The sequence below is a fragment of the Streptomyces sp. NPDC043870 genome (genome assembly GCF_056435785.1).
The window spans coordinates 1-18,165 of sequence record NZ_JBWKDT010000056.1 but is presented as its reverse complement, the minus strand read 5'-3'; the positions used below and the strand labels follow the sequence as shown (position 1 = coordinate 18,165).

Annotated in this window: 14 protein-coding genes and 1 pseudogene; 11 read left to right on the top strand and 4 right to left on the bottom strand. The window is 71.7% G+C overall.

Annotation, left to right across the window (positions count from 1 at the left end; translation table 11 throughout):
• Window positions 1-233 precede the first annotated feature (233 nt).
• Together AC0699_RS35755 and AC0699_RS35750 are read left to right on the top strand one after the other, a co-directional pair.
• The gene (locus tag AC0699_RS35755; protein WP_478669129.1) at window positions 234-3,938 is read left to right on the top strand and encodes a glycosyltransferase; all 3,705 of its coding nucleotides are present in this window, start codon (window positions 234-236) and stop codon (window positions 3,936-3,938) included.
• On the top strand, window positions 3,935-5,542 hold the full coding sequence (locus AC0699_RS35750; protein WP_478669126.1) for a DUF5719 family protein: 1,608 nt from the start codon (window positions 3,935-3,937) through the stop codon (window positions 5,540-5,542). The genes AC0699_RS35755 and AC0699_RS35750 overlap by 4 nt, the downstream gene beginning before the upstream one ends.
• Before the next feature lie 105 nt (window positions 5,543-5,647).
• On the opposite strand, the gene AC0699_RS35745 is transcribed toward AC0699_RS35750, so the two are convergent.
• Window positions 5,648-6,076: a metallopeptidase family protein gene (locus AC0699_RS35745; protein WP_478669122.1), complete on the bottom strand. Its 429-nt coding sequence runs from the start codon at window positions 6,074-6,076 to the stop codon at window positions 5,648-5,650.
• Between the two features lie 388 nt (window positions 6,077-6,464).
• Here AC0699_RS35745 and AC0699_RS35740 point away from each other — a divergent pair, with 388 nt between their 5' ends.
• The 6 genes from AC0699_RS35740 (at window position 6,465) to AC0699_RS35715 (ending at window position 12,513) form a co-directional block, all read left to right on the top strand.
• A complete protein-coding gene (locus AC0699_RS35740) occupies window positions 6,465-6,893 on the top strand; it encodes a DUF3499 domain-containing protein (RefSeq protein WP_469771817.1) in 429 nt (142 codons plus the stop codon).
• 111 nt (window positions 6,894-7,004) lie between these two features.
• The gene (locus tag AC0699_RS35735) at window positions 7,005-8,381 is read left to right on the top strand and encodes a phosphomannomutase/phosphoglucomutase (protein ID WP_478669120.1); all 1,377 of its coding nucleotides are present in this window, start codon (window positions 7,005-7,007) and stop codon (window positions 8,379-8,381) included.
• Window positions 8,382-8,691: 310 nt separating this feature from the next.
• Window positions 8,692-8,874 carry a Trm112 family protein gene (locus tag AC0699_RS35730; protein WP_453663151.1) on the top strand — a complete coding sequence of 61 codons (183 nt, stop codon included), beginning with the start codon at window positions 8,692-8,694 and terminating at the stop codon, window positions 8,872-8,874.
• Between the two features lie 93 nt (window positions 8,875-8,967).
• The gene (locus tag AC0699_RS35725; RefSeq protein ID WP_478669115.1) at window positions 8,968-10,101 is read left to right on the top strand and encodes an SIS domain-containing protein; all 1,134 of its coding nucleotides are present in this window, start codon (window positions 8,968-8,970) and stop codon (window positions 10,099-10,101) included.
• 179 nt (window positions 10,102-10,280) lie between these two features.
• Window positions 10,281-11,432 (top strand): mannose-6-phosphate isomerase, class I, encoded by a 1,152-nt coding sequence (manA, locus tag AC0699_RS35720; protein WP_478669111.1) that lies wholly within the window; start codon window positions 10,281-10,283, stop codon window positions 11,430-11,432.
• A 103-nt stretch (window positions 11,433-11,535) separates the two neighbouring features.
• A complete protein-coding gene (locus AC0699_RS35715) occupies window positions 11,536-12,513 on the top strand; it encodes a cation diffusion facilitator family transporter (RefSeq protein WP_478669108.1) in 978 nt (325 codons plus the stop codon).
• An 83-nt stretch (window positions 12,514-12,596) separates the two neighbouring features.
• Here the strand turns inward: AC0699_RS35715 and AC0699_RS35710 are convergent.
• Window positions 12,597-12,847: pseudogene (locus tag AC0699_RS35710) on the bottom strand (PTS sugar transporter subunit IIA); the annotation flags it as partial.
• A 290-nt stretch (window positions 12,848-13,137) separates the two neighbouring features.
• Between AC0699_RS35710 and ahcY the strand changes: the two are divergent.
• Window positions 13,138-14,595, top strand: coding sequence for an adenosylhomocysteinase (ahcY, locus tag AC0699_RS35705; protein WP_478669105.1), 1,458 nt, complete (start codon window positions 13,138-13,140; stop codon window positions 14,593-14,595).
• 345 nt (window positions 14,596-14,940) lie between these two features.
• Window positions 14,941-15,555: a hypothetical protein gene (locus tag AC0699_RS35700; RefSeq protein WP_478669101.1), complete on the top strand. Its 615-nt coding sequence runs from the start codon at window positions 14,941-14,943 to the stop codon at window positions 15,553-15,555.
• A gap of 12 nt (window positions 15,556-15,567) precedes the next feature.
• On the opposite strand, the gene AC0699_RS35695 is transcribed toward AC0699_RS35700, so the two are convergent.
• Both AC0699_RS35695 and AC0699_RS35690 read right to left on the bottom strand, forming a co-directional pair.
• Window positions 15,568-16,629, bottom strand: coding sequence for an RDD family protein (locus AC0699_RS35695; RefSeq protein ID WP_478669173.1), 1,062 nt, complete (start codon window positions 16,627-16,629; stop codon window positions 15,568-15,570).
• 45 nt (window positions 16,630-16,674) lie between these two features.
• Window positions 16,675-16,857, bottom strand: a complete 183-nt coding sequence (locus tag AC0699_RS35690; protein WP_478669177.1) for a hypothetical protein — start codon at window positions 16,855-16,857, stop codon at window positions 16,675-16,677.
• Here AC0699_RS35690 and AC0699_RS35685 point away from each other — a divergent pair.
• Window positions 16,828-17,835: a stage II sporulation protein M gene (locus tag AC0699_RS35685; RefSeq protein WP_478669096.1), complete on the top strand. Its 1,008-nt coding sequence runs from the start codon at window positions 16,828-16,830 to the stop codon at window positions 17,833-17,835. The genes AC0699_RS35690 and AC0699_RS35685 overlap by 30 nt on opposite strands.
• Window positions 17,836-18,165: the final 330 nt, after the last annotated feature.

Below are 18,165 nucleotides of genomic sequence, written 5' to 3'. Positions count from 1 at the left end.
TCGCCCCCAGCCCCCAGTCCTCAATCTCCCCCTATGCCCCGTGGGCGTGGGGACCCCCGGACGCGCTGGAACATCCGGTCCGTCCGGCGATTGAGGCGCGGGGTTCGGGGCGGAGCCCCGAGAAGTGTCCACAGGCGGCGGACCGTCTCCCTGCCAGCCGTTAGTGTGGGGCCCCGTCCCAGACGCTCCAGCGCCCCTCGCGGGGCGACCCCGGCCGGAGGGCCCGTACCTCAATGTCCGCCACCACTGCGGAGTTTGTTCCCGCCACCCCGCCCGAGTTCCCGCGGCACGTCGTCACCGCCGTGCTCGTCTCCCACGACGGTGCCCGCTGGCTGCCGGACGCGCTCGCCGGGCTGCTCGGCCAGGAGCGCCCCGTGCAGAACGCCGTCGCGGCCGACACCGGCAGCGCCGACGACTCCGCCAGGCTGGTCACCGAGGCACTCGGCGCAGAGCGGGTGCTGCATCTCGCCCGCCGCACCGGTTTCGGTGCCGCCGTCGACGAGGCCGTCCGCACCGCTGGCGTACTCACCCCCGAGGACCTGCCGTACCTGAAGCGGCCCAGCGGCTGGGACCCGGTGAGCAGGACCTGGCGCGACGAGGCGTACGACATGCCGGAGCTGCCGTACGGCGAACCGGTCCAGTGGCTCTGGCTGCTCCACGACGACTGCGCTCCCGCCCCCGACGCCCTCGCCGAACTGCTGCGCGTCGCCGACTCCGACGAATACGCGGCGATCATCGGCCCCAAGCTGCGCGGCTGGTACGACCGCAAGCAGCTCCTCGAAGCCGGCGTCTCCATCGCCAACAGCGGCCGCCGCTGGACCGGACTCGACCGCCGCGAGCAGGACCAGGGCCAGCACGACCAGGTCCGCTCCGTCCTCTCCGTGTCCTCCGCGGGCATGCTCGTCCGCCGCGACGTCTGGGAGGAGCTGGGCGGCTTCGACCGGCGGCTGCCCCTGATGCGTGACGACGTCGACCTGTGCTGGCGTGCCCACGCCGCCGGTCACCGCGTCCTCGTCGCTCCCGGCGCCGTCCTGCGCCACGCGGAGGCAGCCGCCCGCGAGCGCCGCACCGTCGACTGCGCCGGACGCTCGGTCACCAGCCCGCACCGCGTCGACAAGGCCGGCGCCGTCTACACCCTGCTCGCCAACGCGCGCGGCGCCGCCCTCCCCTTCGTTCTGCTCCGCCTCGTCCTCGGCACCCTGCTGCGCACCCTCGCCTACCTCGTCGGCAAGGCCCCCGGGCAGGCCGTCGACGAGGTCATGGGACTCTTCAAGACCCTCCTGCGGCCGGAGAGGATCCTCGCCGCCCGCCGCAGACGGAGAAAGCCGGCCGTGGAGGCGAGCGAACTGCGGCCGCTCTTCCCGCCGCACGGCGCCACGGTCCGCGCCACCGTCGAACAGATCGCGAGCAGTCTCGGCGCCGGCAGTGACTCCGACTCCGGAGGCTCACGGCACGGCGCCGTCGAGTCCGGACCGGGCGGCGACGACGCGGACTTCCTGGAGATCGAGCAGTTCGCCCGGCTCAAGCGGATCGCCCACAAGCCGGGACCCGTGCTCTTCGCGGTCCTGCTGATCGTCTCCCTCGTCGCCTGCCGCGGACTCCTCGGCGGCGGGGCGCTCGCGGGCGGCGCGCTGCTGCCCGCACCCGCCGACGTCTCCGGCCTCTGGGGCCGGTACGCCGACGGCTGGCACCCACTCGGCACGGGCGGTACGCAGACGGCGCCCCCGTACCTCGCCGTCCTCGCGGTCCTGTCCGGTCTCTTCTTCGGCTCGACCGGCTTCGCGCTCACCCTGCTCCTCGTCTGCTCGGTGCCGCTCGCCGGCGTCACCGCGTACTTCGCCTCCCGGCCGCTGATCGAATCCCGGCTGCTGCGCGCCTGGGCGAGCGTCGCCTACGCCTTCCTGCCCGCCGCGACCGGCGCGCTCGCCACCGGGCGGCTCGGCACCGCGGTCCTCGCGATCGTGCTGCCGCTGATCGCCCGCGCCGCGGTCGCGGCGTACGGACTGGCCCGCGAAAGCGGCGGAGCGCGCGGAAGCTGGCGTGCCACCTGGGCGTACGCCCTGCTGCTGACCTTCGCGATGGCCTTCACCCCGATCGTGTGGCCCGTCGCCGTCGTCCTCGGTCTCGCCGGACTCGCGCTGCGGCGTGACGACATCACCGCCTACGGACTGCGCTTCCTCGTCGCCGTCGGCACCCCGCTGCTGATCCTCGCTCCCTGGTCGCTGTCGCTGCTGACGAGCCCCTCCGGCTTCCTGCGTGAGGCCGGGCTCGAGTTCGGCACGGGTGCCGCCTCCCCGCTCGACCTCCTCGGCATCAGCCCCGGCGGCCCCAAGGCCCTCGGCGGACTGCTGCTGATCGGGATCGTCCTGGCGGCGCTCGCCGCCCTGCTGCGCGGCGAGCGGCAGTTCGCGATCCGTACCGCCTGGGCCGTCGCCCTCGTCGCCCTCGTCTTCGCGGCTCTCGCCAACGGTTCGGGCTGGGCAGGACCCGCCACCCTCGTCTACGGCATCGCCCTGCTCGCCGCCACCGTGCTCGGCGCGGAGGGCGCCCGGGAGCGGGTCGCCGCCCAGAGCTTCGGCTGGCGCCAGCCCGTCGCCGGGCTGATCGCCCTCGCCGCGGGAGCCGCCCCGCTGCTCTCCGCCGCCGGCTGGATGATCAGCGGAGCCACGGGTCCGCTGGACCGCCGCGACCCGGTGCAGGTCCCGGCGTTCGTCGCGGAGGAGAGCGACACCCGCGACCAGCCGCGCACGCTCGTGCTCGGCGGTTCGTCCCCGGCCGAGGTGTCGTACGCCCTGGTCCGCGGCTCCGGCGGCCGCCTCGGCGACGCGGAGCTGACCGAGGCCGGCGGCAGCGACGCCCGCCTCGACAAGGTCGTCGCCAACCTCGTCGCGGGCTCCGGCGCCGATCAGACCAGCCAGCTCAGCGGCTTCGCGATCCGGTACGTGCTCGTACGGGACGGCGCACCGCGGCAGATGAGCCGCGTCCTCGACGCCACCCCCGGCCTTTCGCGGCTCAGCCAGCTCGACGGCAGCGCACTGTGGCGTGTGGACCGCCAGGTCGCCCGTGCGGTCATCGTCAACGGCAAGGAGGAGCCGCTGCCCGTGGCCGCCGGCCCCGTCGAGTCCCACGCGGAGATCCCGGCCGGCGCGTCCGGGCGGGTACTGCGCATCGCGGACCGCGCGGACGACGGCTGGCAGGCCACGCTGGACGGCCGCGCGCTGAAGAAGACCACGGTCGACGGCTGGGCCCAGGGATTCGAACTCCCCGCGGAGGGCGGCCGGCTCGACCTCACCTACGAGGACCCGACGACCCACACCGCCTGGATCTGGACGCAGGGCGCGCTCGCCCTCGTCCTGCTCGTGCTGGCCCTGCCCGGCAGGCGCCGCGAGATCGACGACGACCTGCCCGAGGAGGAGGCCGCGATCCCGGCCCAGCCCGTCGAGGGCGAGGGCCGCCGGGCGCGCAGGCTCCGCGCGGCGCAGGCCGCGGCGGAGGCGGACGCGGCTGTGGGGCAGGACCCCGCGCCACAGCCTGACTCCGAGCCGGACCCGTACGCGGCGGTGCCGCACCAGCAGCAGTACGGCGGCGACGCCGAGTGGGACGGCCGGACGTACGCGGATGCGGGTGCGGGATCCGGCGCGGGTGCGGGCGAGGGTGTCGGCGCAGGCGTCGGTGCCGGCGCCGGCGAGTACGCGTCGTACGCGAACGACCCGTACGCCGACCCGTACGCCGCGCAGCCCTACCAGGACGCCCAGCAGCAGTACGCGTACGGAGAGCCGCAGCAGTACGACCAGCAGCAGCCGCAGCAGCAGTACGACCAGCAGCAGTACGACCAGCAGCAGTACGGGCAGTACCCGGACGACCCGTACCGGACGGGCCAGTACGACCCCTACGGCTACGAGACCGAGCAGCGTCCCGACGGGAGCAGCAACCAGTGAACCGCACGACCCTCTCGCTCCTCGCGGCCGCGACCGCGCTCGCCGCCGTGACCGGATTCGCCGCGCTCAGCGCGCCGGACGGCGGGGCGGCCGCCGAGGCGAAGGCGCCGGCCCGGCTGCCGGTCGAGCGCTCCAGCCTGCTGTGCCCGGCGCCTGCGACGTCCGACATCGCGGAGACGACGTACACGTCCTTCACGCCCGCTGCGCAGGCGGCCGGATCGGCCGGATCGGCCGGATCGAGCGATGACGCGGAGGGCACGGCGGAACTGAAGCCGTCCGTCACCACTTTGACGGACGCGGACGACGGGGACGAGAAGGACGACAAGGACGAGAAGGCCGGGGACAAGGCCAAGGCCGGGGACAAGGCCAAGGCGGGCTCGGCGAAGAAGCCCGCGGCGGACAAGGCCGTCGCCACCCTCAAGGAGCCCGGCAAGCCCGTCGGCGCCGAGGCGAGCGGCGGCAACGCTCCCGCGCTCATCGGCTCCGCCGGCGGCAGACTCGCCCCCGGCTGGACCACCCAGCAGACCACCACGGTCACCGCGGGCAGCGGACGCGGCGTGCTCGGGGTCAGCTGCACCGCACCGGACACCGACTTCTGGTTCCCGGGCGCCAGCATCGCCAAGGACCGCGTGGACTACGTCCACCTCACCAACCCGGACGACACGGGCGCCGTCGTCGACGTCGAGCTCTACGGCAAGGAGGGCGCCCTCAAGACCCAGCTGACCGAGGGCATCCCGGTCCCGGCCGGGGCGAGCGTCCCCGTGCTGCTCTCCACCCTGACGTCCGACCCCGCCGAGGACGTGACGGTACATGTCACCACGCGTACGGGCAGGGTCGGCGCCGTGGTGCGGGGCGCCGGCGAGAAGACCGGCAGTGACTGGCTTCCCGCCTCCACCGACCCGTCCGGCACGCTCGTGCTGCCCGGCATCCCGGCGGACGCGACGTCCGTCCGGCTGGTGGCGTTCGCGCCGGGCGACGACGACGCCGATCTGAAGGTGCGGCTGGCGGGCCCCTCCGGCACGATCAGCCCGGCCGGCCACGACACGTTGCGCGTCAAGTCGGGGATGACCGCGTCCGTCGAACTCCAGGACGTCACCAGGGGCGAGGCGGGCTCACTCCTCCTCGTCCCCTCCCAGAGCGGTCGGGCGACCCCTGTGGTCGCGGCCCTCCAGGTCACCCGGGGCAAGGGCGACAAGCAGGAGATCGCCTTCATCCCCGCGACCGCACCCGTGCAGGAGCGCGCCACCGCGGCCGACAACCGGGCCAAGGGCTCGGTGCTCTCCCTGACCGCGCCCGGCGAGACCGCCCAGGTCAAGGTCACCGCCTCGGCGGGCACCGGGGCGGGCACCCCCGTCTCCAAGACGTACACGGTCAAGGGCGGCACGACTCTCGCGGTCACCGCCCCGCCCGTCCCGGCCGGCCTCAAGGGCTCGTACGCGCTGACCGTCGAACCCCAGCCGGGCGGCGGCCCGGTCCACGCGGCCCGGACGCTGCTGCTCCCGCAGGACGGCATCGAGATGTTCACGGTCCAGACGCTTCCCGACGACCGGGGTCTGGTCGAGGTCCCGGAGGCGGAGCAGGACCTGTCGGTCCTGGACGACTAGGTCCTGTCCTGTCCTGTCCGGCGGTACGGCGTCCTGGCGCTCCGCGCAGACCGGACAGAGCCAAGTCCTGGCCCCGGAGCTCGGTGGCCGGTCGCTCGAGAGCGGCTAGTCCTGGCCGTACCGCGGGTCGACCGACTCGGGGGAGAGGCCGAGCAGGTCAGCGACCTGCTCCACGACCACCTCGTGGACGAGCAGCGCCCGCTCGTCGCGGTTCTTGGTGCGGATCTCAACCGGCCGCCGGTAGACGACGATCCTCGCCGGGCGCCCCTTGTCGGCCGGGGCCGAGCTGCCCAGCGGCACGGTCTCGTCCGGCGATCCCGGTACCTCCAGCACCAGGAACTCCACCTCGGCCAGCTGGGGCCAGCGCCGCTCCAGCCGCTCCACCGAATCCTGTACGAGATCGCGGAAGGACTCCGCGCGGCTGGTGGAGAGCGGTACCTGAGGCGGTGCGACGGGCCCGCGCATTCCTCGGCCATGGCGGTCGCGGCGGCGCGGCCTGGGCTCGGTCGGGCGGGGCGGTACGGGACTGTCCATCACTGACGCAGCGTAGCTCTCCGGACCCCGCACGCATCGCGGCCGTGTGCCCGCCCCACGACATGTCGTCACCCCGTCCGGTGGTCTGCCGCTACCCGGGCGTGCGGCATGTTGACCTCCTGCGTGCGGTGTGTCGCCGCCCGATCGCGCGGAGTGTCTCCGCCCCGCGCGACGGCATGTCGCTTATTGAACATTCCAGCCAAGCTTGGGCTCGATTCCATGCCTCCTCTCGATCACCGCTCTCGCCGCGATTGACGCGATTTGTGTCGAGCGCTGACCGGATGACGTACCGTCGTCGGCCGTGCGCTTCTCCTCCCGTGCAGGTCAGGGCAGTTGCCCGAAAGGCGCCTGTGCCGGACCTCACAGCACGACACGGTGGAGTGACGTGGTGGAGAGTCGTCGCGGCCCGCTCAAGAGTGCGGTACCGTCCAACGTCGTGAGCCCTGTACGTCGCTGTTCGCGCACCGCGTGCGGCCGCCCTGCCGTCGCGACACTGACGTACGTCTATGCCGATTCGACCGCGGTCCTCGGCCCCCTCGCCACCTATGCCGAGCCCCACTGCTACGACCTGTGCGCCGAGCACAGTGAGCGCCTCACCGCGCCGCGCGGCTGGGAGGTCGTACGGCTCTCGGACGCCTCCGGCCCGAGCCGGCCCAGTGGCGACGATCTCGAAGCGCTGGCGAACGCGGTCAGGGAGGCGGCCCGCCCCCACGAGCGGGCGGCCGAGGCGGGCGGTGGCCCCGGTGTCCGCCGGTCGGAGCCGATGGAGGTCGGACGCCGCGGCCATCTCCGCGTGCTGCGTTCCCCCGACTCCTGAAGGTTCCGACGCGTTCGCATCCGTACGGCCCTCGGTGCGGAGGCGTTGGCGGCTGCCTCGGCTTCTGCGGGTAGTTTGAGGCGACCGCAGAGAATTCAGGAGGGTTGGGCCGTGGCTGCTTCTGCTGCTGCTGATCTGTCGCAGATCGTGAAGGCGTACGACGTCCGCGGGGTGGTGCCCGATCAGTGGGACGAGTCGCTCGCCGAACTCTTCGGCGCCGCCTTCGTCCAGGTGACGGGCGCGGACGCGATCGTCGTCGGCCATGACATGCGGCCGTCGTCGCCGGGGCTCTCCGAAGCCTTCGCCCGCGGCGCCGCGGACCGCGGCGCGGACGTCACCCTGATCGGACTGTGCTCCACGGACCAGCTGTACTTCGCATCGGGGCAATTCGGGCTGCCCGGCGCGATGTTCACGGCGTCGCACAATCCCGCCCAGTACAACGGCATCAAGCTGTGCCGGGCCGGCGCCGCACCGGTCGGCCAGGACTCGGGCCTCGGTGAGATCCGCGCGCTGGCCGAGAGCTGGCTCGCCGAGGGCGCCCCGGCCCCCGTACCGGCACCTGGTTCGGTCAGCAACCGCGACACCCTCACCGACTATGCGGCCCACCTGCTGTCCCTCGTCGACGTGGCGTCTATCCGGCCGCTGAAGGTCGTCGTGGACGCGGGCAACGGCATGGGCGGCCACACGGTCCCCACTGTCTTCGCCTCGCTGCCGGTCGAGCTCGTGCCGATGTACTTCGAGCTGGACGGCACGTTCCCGAACCACGAGGCCAACCCGCTGGACCCGAAGAACCTCGTGGACCTCCAGGCCCGGGTCCGCGCCGAGGGTGCGGACGTCGGCCTCGCCTTCGACGGCGACGCCGACCGCTGCTTCGTCGTCGACGAGCGTGGGGAGGGTGTCTCCCCGTCGGCGATCACCGCACTGGTCGCCGCCCGCGAGCTGGCCAAGCACCCGGGCGGCACGGTCATCCACAACCTGATCACCTCGTGGTCCGTCCCCGAGGTCGTACGCGAGCAGGGCGGCAAGCCGGTCCGCACCCGTGTCGGCCACTCCTTCATCAAGGAGGAGATGGCCCGCACCGGCGCCATCTTCGGTGGCGAGCACTCGGCCCACTACTACTTCCGCGACTTCTGGAACGCCGATACGGGCATGCTCGCGGCCCTCCACGTCCTGGCCGCCCTCGGCAACCAGGACGGTCCCCTCTCCGAGCTGGTCGCCCGCTATGACCGCTACCACGGCTCCGGCGAGATCAACTCCACGGTCGCCGACCAGACCGCACGGACCGTCGCGGTCCGCGAGGCCTTCGCCTCCCGGGACGGCGTCACGACCGACGAACTCGACGGCCTCACGGTCGCCACCGACACCTGGTGGTTCAACCTCCGTCCGTCCAACACGGAGCCTCTCCTCCGCCTGAACGTGGAGGCTCGCGACGAAGCGACGATGACGGCCATCCGGGACGAGGTCCTGCAGCTGGTGCGGGGGGCCTGACGAGCCGTGGCGGCCCGGGGCGCGACCGACTGTCCCGGGCCGACTGTCCTGGGCCGACTGCCCCAGGCAGCCGGTCGCGCCATATGCCCGTGGGGCTCCCGCCATGTGATCGTGGGGCTCCCGCCATGTGACCGCGCGACCGTGGGGACGCGACCGTGGGGACGTGACCGTGGCACATGAACCCTCTCGTCCGGGCGGGCGACCCACAGCCGCCGCTGCCGGAGGCACGGCCGCCACGCCGAGCCGCGCAGGCCGCCCCCCAGCGGTAGGCTGACGTGGCCCAAAACCGCATGTTCGAAGGGACACCCCCATGCCGCTCGAAGCCGGTCTCCTGGAGATCCTCGCCTGCCCGGCCTGCCACGCCCGACTGAGCGACCAGACGGCGACCGACACTCCCGAGCTGATCTGCACCGGCAAGGACTGCGGCCTGGCGTACCCCGTCCGGGACGACATCCCCGTCCTCCTCGTCGACGAGGCCCGCCGCCCCGCGTAACCCGTCCGCGTACCCCGCGCCCCGCCCCGCGCACGCGCAGACGCACCCGCACGCGCAGACGCACGTGTACGTCGACGATCGGAGGCCCACCCCATGCTCGACGAGTCACTCCTCGACGCTCCGGAAGCCCTGGCCCGCGCCGACCGCCGCGGTCTGCTCCGCGGCGCCGCGGAGGCCGGGGCGCGCGTACGCACCGCCGCCCGGCACGCCGCCGAGGCCGGGATCGCCGAGCTGAAGCCCGAGGGCCGCCCCCGAGCCGTCCTCATCGCGGGCCCCGGCACTGCCGCCATCGGAGTGGCGGACCTGCTCGCCGAGCTCACCGGCCCCACCGCCCCGGTCACCCGTCTGCACCCCACCGGTGTCGCCCCCGCCGCGGGCGCCCTGCGCTGGGCGCTCCCCGGCTGGGCGGGCTCCGTGGACCTCCTCCTCGTCGCCACCACCGACGGTTCCGAGCCCGGCCTCGCGCTCCTCGCCGAGCAGGCCTACCGCCGCGGCTGCACCGTCGTCGCGGTCGCCCCGCAGCACTCCCCGCTCACCGAGGCCGTCGACAACGTCCACGGCATCGTGGTGCCCATGGCAACCGCCCCGTACGAGCTGTACGAGGAGACGCAGGCGGCGGCGAGCCCCGGCGCGTTCTGGGCCCTGTTCACGCCGCTCCTCGCGCTCCTCGACCGTGTCGGTCTCATGTCCGCGCCCCCGGAGGTCCTCCAGAGCGTCGCCGACCGCCTCGACCGCATCGCCGAACGCTGCGGCCCGGCCATCGCCACGTACAGCAACCCCGCCAAGACGCTCGCCGCCGAGCTGGCGGACACCCTCCCGATCATCTGGACGGAAGGCACGGCAGGCCCGGTCGGCCGCCGGTTCGCCGCCGTACTGGGCGAGCTGGCCGGCCTTCCCGCCCTCGCCGCCGAGCTCCCCGAGGCGCTGCCGGCCCATGGCGTCCTCCTCGCCGGCGACTTCGCGGCCGGCGCCGACCCGGAGGACTTCTTCAGGGACCGCGTCGAGGAGCCGCAGGCGCTGCGGGCGCGCGTCCTGCTGCTGCGCGACCGTACGGACAACGGCCTCACCGCCGCCCCCGCCGCACGTGAACTCGCGCTCAGCCATGACACCGCCATCAGCGAACTCGAGCCGGAGGAGGGCAGCGCCCTGGAGACACTGGCGGAGCTGCTGGCCGTGACCGACTTCGCGGCCGGCTACCTGGCGCTGGCGACGAGCGGCCACGCCTAGCGAGTCACCCCGGGACCCGCGGCAAGCCACTCACAACCAGAACGTGTCCCGACACACTGCACCGTGCCCCGACGCACCGCAGCAACCCGCACCAATGCACCGCACCGACGCGCCGCATCGACACGCTGTACCGACACGCCGTACTGACACATCGCTCTGACACAGCGCGAAGGGACCCCATGGACCGCCTCTCCAACACCGTGCGCCCCTATGCCTGGGGCTCCACGACCCTCATCCCGGAGCTCCTCGGCATCGCCCCCACCGGCGAGCCGCAGGCCGAGATGTGGATGGGCGCCCACCCAGGTGCGCCTTCGCAGACCGACCGCGGCTCTCTGGACGACGTCATCGCCGCCGACCCCGTACGCGAACTCGGCCAGGCGGCCGTCGACGCGTTCGGCCCCCGCCTCCCCTTCCTCCTCAAGGTGCTCGCGGCCGGCGCACCCCTCTCGCTCCAGGTCCACCCGGACCTCGCCCAGGCGAGGGAGGGCTACGCCGCCGAGGAGAGCGCGGGCGTCCCGATCGACGCGCCCCACCGCAACTACAAGGACGACAACCACAAGCCCGAACTGATCTGCGCACTCACCCCCTTCGACGGACTGTGCGGCTTCCGCCCGCCCGTCGAGGCGGCCGACTTCCTCGCGGGCCTGGACGTCGACTCCCTCAAGCCGTACGTCGACCTCCTCCACGCCCACCCCGAGGAGGCCGCCCTCCGCGAGGTTCTCACCGCCGTCCTCGCCGCCGACCCGGAGGAGATGGCCCACACCGTCACCGAGGCCGCTGCCGCCGCGGAACGCCTCGGCGGCCCGTACGCCCCGTACGCCACCCTCGCGCACCACTTCCCCGGTGATCCGGGCGTCATCGCCGCCATGCTGCTCAACCACGTACTGCTGCAGCCCGGCGAGGCCCTCTTCCTCGGCGCCGGCGTCCCGCACGCGTACATCAGCGGCCTCGGCGTCGAGATCATGGCCAACTCCGACAACGTCCTGCGCTGCGGGCTGACCCCCAAGCACGTGGACGTCCCCGAACTCCTCCGGGTCGTCCGCTTCGATGCGGGCGACCCGGGCGTGCTGCGCCCCGAGGCCTCCCCGTCCGGCGAGGAGGTCTACGACACCCCGATCGACGAGTTCCGGCTCTCCCGCTACGTCCTGTCGCCGCACGCCGCTCCCCGGGACGTGACTGCCGCGACCCCGCAGATCCTGCTCGCCACGGCGGGCCGGCCCACGGCGGGCGGGATCACCCTCGCCCCGGGGGAGTCGGTCTTCGTACCGGCGGGCGAATCGGTCGAACTGTCCGGTACGGGCACGGTCTTCCGTGCCACAGTGGTGGCCTGACGCACCGTCCACATCAGCTGCTGCAACAATGTCCCGCCGTGCCGGGCCCTGCCTCGGCACGAGCAAGAACATCAGGAGCTTCGAGGAAGGACACCCTGCACCCATGAGCGCGTCAGGCGGAACCAAAGCGATCGTGGCGGCGCTCGCCGCGAACCTCGCGATCGCGGCAGCCAAGTTCGTGGCGTTCCTCTTCAGCGGCTCCTCGTCGATGCTCGCGGAGAGCGTCCATTCGGTCGCCGACTCCGGCAACCAGGGCCTGCTGCTCCTCGGCGGCAAGAAGGCCAAGCGCGAGGCGACACCGGAGCACCCCTTCGGTTACGGGCGCGAGCGCTACATCTACGCCTTCCTCGTCTCGATCGTCCTCTTCTCGGTCGGCGGCATGTTCGCGATCTACGAGGGCTACGAGAAGATCAAGCACCCGCACGAGATCACGGACTGGTACTGGCCCATCGGCGTTCTCGTCTTCGCGATCATCGCCGAGTCGTTCTCGTTCCGTACGGCCATCAAGGAGTCCAACCCCCTGCGCGGTCAGCGCTCCTGGAAGGAGTTCGTCCGCCACGCCAAGGCCCCTGAGCTGCCGGTCGTACTCCTCGAGGACCTCGGCGCGCTCGTGGGTCTGATCCTCGCGCTCGGCGGTGTCGGGCTCGCTCTGCTCACCGGCAACGGCATCTGGGACGGCATCGGCACGCTTTGCATCGGCACTCTGCTGATCCTGATCGCGCTGGTGCTCGCGGCCGAGACCAAGTCCCTGCTCCTCGGCGAGGCGGCCGGCACGGAGGACGTCGAGAAGATCAAGGCGGCGATCGTCGACGGCACCACCGTCACCCGCATCATCCACATGCGTACGCTCCACCTCGGTCCGGAGGAGCTGCTGGTGGCTGCCAAGATCGCCGTGCGGCACGACAACACGGCCGCCGAGGTCGCCGCCGCCATCAACGCCGCCGAGGACCGGACCCGTTCCGCCTTGCCGATCGCCCGGGTCATCTACCTGGAGCCGGACATCTACAGCGAGGAGGCCGCGGCGGCCGGTGTGAACCCGGCGAAGTCCCCGGGCGGCCCCGGCCCGGACCTCGGCCACTGACGTACGCGCGGAGACCCAGACACGGAGGCCCCCGAACCGAGCTCATCGGCCCGGGGGCCTCTTCCTCTGTTTTCAACTGTTTTCAACTTGGCCTTCGTGCCGTCGAGCGACCCCACTCCACGCCCTCCGGAGAGCGTGCGAAGCCGACGATCGGTGCCCTGACGGCGTCGGTCTTGGCGTGCGGGATGGCGATCTCCTCGCCGAGGCCGGTCGTGCCCAGTTCCAGACGGGCCAAAGCGGCCCGTACGAGTTCCTCGGGATCCGCGACCTTGCCGGTCGTTCCGAGCATCGCCGCCATCTCGCGGATGCCGGCATCCTTGCTGCCGGCGGCAAGGGTGCCCCCTTCCCACGGGCCCGTGGGCCCTGGATCTGGCTGGAACGCGGCCATGGGCGGGCTGTGGGCGGCCGCGGCGATCGGTGTAGATTCGTGACCAGTGCCAGACGTCGCTGCTGATGGCGGTCGGGCGGTCCGCGACTGTGGACCGGCCGAGGGAGAGAGGGCCTCCGACGGACTGCGCTGCGGGCGTCTGCGGGCGTCCGGGCATCGCTGTGCCCGTATCGCCGCAGTGGCCGCAGAGCCATCCAGCCCTACCCATCCCTCGACCACATGAGGAGCAGCTCGCAATGACGACTGTCGCCGCCGGCCAGGACTTCAAGGTCGCCGACCTCTCCCTCGCCGACTTCGGCCGCAAGGAGATCACCCTCGCCGAGCACGAGATGCCCGGCCTGATGTCGATCCGCAAGGAGTACGCGGCTTCGCAGCCGCTCGCCGGAGCCCGCATCACCGGCTCGCTGCACATGACCGTGCAGACCGCCGTCCTCATCGAGACCCTGGTCGCCCTCGGCGCCGAGGTCCGCTGGGCGTCCTGCAACATCTTCTCCACCCAGGACCACGCCGCCGCCGCCATCGCCGTCGGCCCCAAGGGCACCGCGGACAACCCCCAGGGCATCCCGGTCTTCGCCTGGAAGGGCGAGACCCTGGAGGAGTACTGGTGGTGCACGGAGCAGGCCCTGACCTGGCCGAACTCGCCCACCGGTGGTCCGAACATGATCCTGGACGACGGCGGTGACGCCACCCTCCTCGTCCACAAGGGCGTCGAGTTCGAGAAGGCCGGCGAGGCCCCGGACCCGTCCACCGCGGACAGCGAGGAGTACGGCCACATCCTCACCCTGCTGAACCGCACCCTCTCCGAGAACCCGCAGAAGTGGACCCGTCTGTCGTCCGAGATCCGCGGCGTCACCGAGGAGACCACGACCGGTGTCCACCGTCTGTACGAGATGCAGCGCGACGGCACCCTCCTCTTCCCGGCGATCAACGTCAACGACGCCGTCACCAAGTCCAAGTTCGACAACAAGTACGGCTGCCGTCACTCCCTGGTCGACGGCATCAACCGCGCCACCGACGTCCTGATCGGCGGCAAGGTCGCGGTCGTGTGCGGCTACGGCGACGTCGGCAAGGGCTGCGCGGAGTCCCTGCGCGGCCAGGGCGCCCGCGTGATCATCACCGAGATCGACCCGATCTGCGCGCTGCAGGCGGCGATGGACGGCTACCAGGTCACGACCCTCGACGAGGTCATCGACAAGGCCGACCTGTTCATCACGACGACGGGCAACAAGGACATCATCATGGCCTCGGACATGGCCAAGATGAAGCACCAGGCGATCGTCGGCAACATCGGTCACTTCGACAACGAGATCGACATGGCCGGCCTCGCCAAGGTCCCGGGCATCGTCAAGGACGAGGTCAAGCCGCAGGTCCACACCTGGACGTTCCCCGACGGCAAGGTGATCATCCTGCTGTCCGAGGGCCGTCTGCTCAACCTGGGCAACGCGACCGGCCACCCGTCCTTCGTGATGTCCAACTCGTTCGCGGACCAGACGCTGGCCCAGATCGAGCTGTTCACCAAGCCGGAGGAGTACCCGACCGACGTCTACGTGCTGCCCAAGCACCTCGACGAGAAGGTCGCCCGCCTCCACCTCGACTCGCTCGGCGTGAAGCTCACGACGCTCCGCCCCGAGCAGGCCGCCTACATCGGTGTCGAGGTCGAGGGCCCGTACAAGCCGGACCACTACCGGTACTGACGCTGCGGGTACCCGTAGGTGCCCGTAGGTACCCGGGCACCACCAGGTGCCCGAGGTGCCGGCGCCTACCGGCACTCCAACCGGTACTGACGTACCCACCGCAGGCCCCCGGACCCCCGGGCACGGGGGCCTGCACCCGGGCCGTCCTCGTCGGCCCCCGCCGTCGGGGTACAGGGCCCCGGCCATCCGCCCAGGCGGCCATCCGGCCAGGGGCCATCCGCCCAGGAGGCGGACATCTGGACAGGCAGCCATCCGGACAGACAGACCTCCGGACTTCCGGCCTTCCGGAGGGACACTTCCCTCGCGTCGCTACCGGGCCCCAACGCATCGCAAGGACCTCGCCCCATGCCCCGCGGCCGCTATTCGCTCCATGATCCGCACGATCACACCCCCCTCGGTGAAGAGCACTTCCACTGCGCACCCGGCCCCTCCGGCTGGCGCTACGTCTCCCAGCTGACCACCCCCTCCGGAGACCACGCAGGGTCCGTCGACCTTGCTCTCGACGAACTCGGCCGCCCGATCCGCCTCGAACTCCACGCCTCGAGCTGGCAGGTCCGCGGCGCCGCCCTCGACGGGGTCACCTGGGTCCGCACCGATCCCACCGGCACACACGCCACCGAAGGCAATGTCCGCGCCCACGCCTTCACCGGCACCTCCCCCGCATTCCTCGTCGCGACAGCCCGGCTGCTCCGCCTCACACCCGGCGCCCCCGCGACCCGCGTCCGCCTCGTCGCCTTCACGGACCCGGTCCTCGCCCCCCGCACCGTCGACCAGTCCTGGGCCCTGGTGAAAAGTGAAGCGCACACCACTGACAACGGCGTCCTGACCGTGGACGAATACCAGGTCAGCGCCCTGGACACCGGCGAACAGCACCCGGTCCACATCGCGGGTGACGTGGTCCTGTCGGCCCCTGGCATCGAGCTCGAAGACCTCGAAACCCCACCCTCGGTCTTCCCCTGACCCGCGGCCGCCCTACGCGGGTGGCACGAACCCCGTGGCGGGCCGCGGGGCCCCCGCAACTGCGGACCCCGCCGCATCGGCAGGCGTGCGCGAGGCCACGGAAACCGGGTTGGTCAGGGCCGCAGGCGCAGGCGACTGCGCAGGCGAAGGCACAGACCAGGGCACAGACGCGGACGAAGACGACGCCGAAACGGGCGAAGGGGAAGAAGGCACGGGAGAAGCGAGAGGATCCGCGGCAGAAGCGGGAGAAGCGGCAGAAGCGGCAGAAGCAGGAGAGGCGGGAGGAGCCGCGGGAGAAGGCGACGGAGAGGTCGTGGACGCCGAGGCCACGGCGACGGCCCGCCGTGCGTCCCGCGCCTGCCGCTCGTTCACCACGGCCGCCAGGAACGCTCCCGCCGGTACCCCCTGCGGCGCAGGCGTCCCCGTACAAGCCACCAGATCAGCGGCCAGCCGTTCCGCCAGGGACCAGCTCACCTGCGCGTCGAGCTGATGCATCCGGGTCAGGTACTGACGTATCGCCAGCCACAGATCGTCCGGCACCCCGGACAGATCGAGCTCCGCGAACCGCCCCACCAGCCACGGCGGCGGAGGAGGCACCGGCACCGCCCGGGCTGCCGGAACCCGTTCCCGTATCACCAGAGTCCCCGCGAAGACATCGCCGATCCGCCGCCCCCGCGCCGACACCAGCGAGGCGATGCACGCGATGACCCCGAACGACATCAGAATCTCCACCACCCCGATCGCGCCACGCACCAGCGCGTGCCGGAACCGGATCGGACCGCCGTCGTCCCGCACCACCCTCAGCCCGCATGCCAGCTTCCCCAGCGAACGCCCCTGACTGAGCGTCTCCACCGCGATCGGCGCCCCCACGAGCACGAGCAGGAACGTCGCGATCGTCACCGCCATGACCGCGGCCTCGTCCAGGGAGGCCGTCGCGACCGCGAGGCCCACGGATATCAGCAGATACACCGCCCACACCACGGCGAGATCGATCGCGAGCGCCAGCGCCCTGCTGGGCAGCCTCGCCGGACGAAGACCCAGTACGACGGCGTCCCCCGTCACCACCCCACTCACCGCACCCACCCCACTCTCCTGACGTACTTCGACCTTCTCGACCCCTCAGAACGCCAGTCTGCCAAGCTGACCCGCAGTGCGCCGCAGTAGATACGTGCAGTAGTACGAGTCGTAGTACGTACCGTCCGTACGGATCCAGAGCGAACCCGGACCGGACCGGGAACGGACCCGAACCAGTGCCTGGAGCAGCAGCCGACCATGGACCTCGACGTCTTCGTGATGACCCACCGAGCAGAGTGGGACCGCCTGGACCACCTCCTGCACCGTGGGCGCCGGCTCACAGGCGCCGAGGCCGATGAGCTCGTGGCGCTCTACCAACGCACCGCCACCCACCTCTCCCTCATCCAGTCCAGCGCCCCGGACCCGATGATCACCGCCCGGCTCACTCAGCTCGTCGCCCGCGCCCGTTCCACGGTCACCGGCACTCGTCGCGCCTCCTGGCGTGACGCTGTCCGCTTCCTGACGGCCGGTTTCCCGGCCGCGGTCTACCGCTCCCGGCACTGGTGGATTCCCACCGCAGTGCTCTCCACGCTCCTTGCCGCGGTCATCGGCTGGTGGATCGGTACACACCCCGAGGTCCAGTCGGCCATCGCCGCCCCGGACGAGCTGCGCCGGCTCACCCGTCCGGGAGGTGAGTACGAGACGTACTACTCGAGCCACCCGGCAGCCTCGTTCGCCGCCCAGGTCTGGACGAACAATGCCCAGGCGGCTGCCATGTGCCTGGTGCTCGGCGCGTTCCTCTGCGTCCCCGTGCTCTGGATCCTCTTCCTCAACATGGCGAACCTGGGTGTCGGCATCGGCCTGATGTCCTCGGCCGACCGCCTCGACGTCTTCCTGGGCCTCGTCCTCCCTCACGGCCTCCTCGAACTCACCGCGGTCTTCGTCGCCGCCGGAACAGGCCTCCGACTCGGCTGGACGCTCATCGACCCGGGCCCCCAGTCCCGCCGCACGGCCCTCGCCCAACAAGGACGCGCCGCCATCGGCATGGCGATCGGCCTCGCCCTGGTCCTTTTCGTGTCGGGCATGATCGAGGGCTTCGTAACCCCCTCCGGCCTCCCGACCTGGGCGCGCATCACCATCGGAATCGTTGCTGAGCTGGCCTTCCTCTTGTACGTGTACGTCCTCGGCGGCCGAGCGGCCCGCGCCGGGGAGCTGGGCGACATCGACGCCGCCGACCGGAGCGCCGAGCTCCCCACGGCCTCCTGATGTGCGAGCACCCCCTGTGACCTGCTAGTCTCCTCTTCGCCCGCAAAGACCGTTGACACGGTCGGAGTGGGGAGGTAGATTCTAACGGTTGCCTCGGACTGGACATGTTCGAGAGTCACGGCTAACATCTATCTTGCTCTCGCCGGAAAACGAATTTCCGCGGAGCCAATCGATTCCTTACCCGGATCGCAAGGCCGATTAGCTCGGCCGAAAAGACTCTGATAAAGTCGATATCGCCGAAAGGCAAAAGGCCCTCCAACGGCCACCGGAAACGAAATCCGAACCGGAAACGGAACGGAAAAAGAATCTGGTAAGGTTGGAAACACCGAA